This window comes from Micromonospora maritima (assembly GCF_902825405.1).
GTDB classification, from domain to species: domain Bacteria; phylum Actinomycetota; class Actinomycetes; order Mycobacteriales; family Micromonosporaceae; genus Micromonospora; species Micromonospora maritima.
Genome location: NZ_CADEAU010000839.1, coordinates 1 through 1,432, shown reverse-complemented (window position 1 = coordinate 1,432; position 1,432 = coordinate 1). Strand labels below are relative to the sequence as shown.

Genomic DNA, 1,432 nt, shown 5'->3' with positions numbered 1-1,432 from the left:
CGCCGTCGGGGTCGCCTCCGCCCCGGTACGCGCCGGCACCGGCTGGGTCGGCTCGGCGCCCGCGTACGCCGACACCGGCTGCGTGCGGTCCGCCTCGGCGTCGCGGGCCACCGGCTGGGTCAGCTCCGCCTCGCCGTACGGGTCGGAGGTGGCCAGGCGGGCCGCCACGTCACGTCGACCGGCCTGGTAGGCGCGGGCGTGGGTGGCGATGGTCCGGGACTCCTGCTCGGCCCGGGTCAGCCAGGTCTCCCACCGGCTCTGCATCGGCCGGACCAGCCCGCCGCCGACGCCGACGACCAGGATGCCGCCGACGGTGGCGAGCACCGCGATCAGCACCGGGGTGGTCACCGCGGTGGCGACGCCGATCTGGTTGAGCGCGGCGATCACGCCCAGGCCGAGGATGAACACCGAGGCGAGGTTGGCCAGCACCCGGCCGTAGGAGAGCCCGCCGAGCGCGCTGGAGATGATGTCCTTCACCGCGCGGGCGATCGCGGCGGCCACCACCACGATGACGATCGCGACGAACGCCCGGGGCAGCCAGGCGACCACGCCGGCGATCAGGTCGGAGATGGGGTTGGGGCCCCAGATGCCGAACGCGAGCTGGAGCGTGACCAGCAGCACCCCGTAGTAGGCGAGCTTGGCGACGATGTCGCTGGCGTCGTACTTCGACCGGGCCAGCGCGGTCTTGATGCCGCCGCGCTCGACGGCGCGGTCGAAGTGCACCCGCTCCAGCACCTTGTCCACCAGCTTGAGCACGGCCTTGGCGATCAGCCAGCCGACCACCAGGATGGCGACGAACGCGACCGCCTTGGGCAGGAACAGCATCACCGAACGGAACGCGTCGCCCACCGCGTCGCCGAAGTTGTCTCTCATCGAAGGGCCTCCACGCATGTGGTCAGTGTCGTTCCCGATGCGCTACCCGGGCCCACGCGCGCGGAAACGCGGTCAGCCGCCGGGGCAGCGGTAGCTGACCCGCGCGCCGGCCTGCACCGGCGCGGGCTCGATGATGTTGACGGTGGCCGTCCCGGTGGTCGCGCCGACCCCGCTGAACGTCCACTTGAGGGTGAGCGTGGCGGTCCGCTGCCCGCTGCCCACCCGCTCGCTGAGGAGCGCGCCGGGCGGCGCGTCGGAGCGGAACCACTGGTAACGGATCGTGCCGGCGCGCCCGTTGGTGCGGACCGTGGCCACCACGTCGACGGTCACGTCGCACGCGACGCCGGGCGGGCGGGGCACCGCCACCGCGACCTGTTCGACCTCCAGCGGTCGCAGTCGCTGCCACAGGTACAGACCGACCGTCACCAGCAGCGCGGCGGTGAGCACGGTGGACAGCACCGAGACGACGCGCCGCCAGACCGGACGCGGCGGGCGGATCGGGGGCGCGACCGGCCAGGCCGGCGGGGGTGGCGGGGTGGCCGGCACGCCCGGGCCGAAC

At 74.1% G+C, this 1,432-nt stretch carries 1 protein-coding gene and 1 pseudogene; both read right to left on the bottom strand.

The features are described 5' to 3' along the window. Window positions 1-873: mechanosensitive ion channel family protein (locus HUW36_RS32840; protein WP_246248442.1), on the bottom strand; the 873-nt coding region annotated here is incomplete at its 3' end. A 72-nt stretch (window positions 874-945) separates the two neighbouring features. Continuing rightward, window positions 946-1,432, bottom strand: a pseudogene (locus tag HUW36_RS32835) (hypothetical protein); the annotation flags it as partial.